General features: G+C 59.2%; 1 tRNA gene. It reads left to right on the top strand.

Features of this window, described 5'->3' with window-relative positions:
• Window positions 1–21: 21 nt before the first annotated feature.
• Window positions 22–98, top strand: a tRNA-Met gene (locus PL597_RS26275).
• The last annotated feature ends 169 nt before the right edge of the window (window positions 99–267 follow it).

The raw sequence follows: 267 nt of genomic DNA, 5'->3' as shown, positions 1-267 counted from the left end.
CTTCGCCGAATGCGCGGGTAACGCGGGGTGGAGCAGCCCGGTAGCTCGTCAGGCTCATAACCTGAAGGCCGCAGGTTCAAATCCTGCCCCCGCAACCAACGATCCCTGTGATTGCGCCAAGCCCTTGCCACGCAAGGGCTTTTTTGCGTTTCTGGACTGATGAAAACAGTAAGCGGCAAGCTGAGGCCGTTCAGGCCTTGTAGCTCCACGGCATAAGGGTATGGATTTCGCTGCTAGGCCAGCCGTTTGCAAGGCGCTCGAGCGTCT

The sequence above is a fragment of the Agrobacterium sp. ST15.13.013 genome, assembly GCF_027956525.1.
GTDB classification, from domain to species: Bacteria; Pseudomonadota; Alphaproteobacteria; order Rhizobiales; family Rhizobiaceae; genus Agrobacterium; species Agrobacterium salinitolerans.
This window is presented reverse-complemented; position numbering and strand designations above follow the sequence as displayed.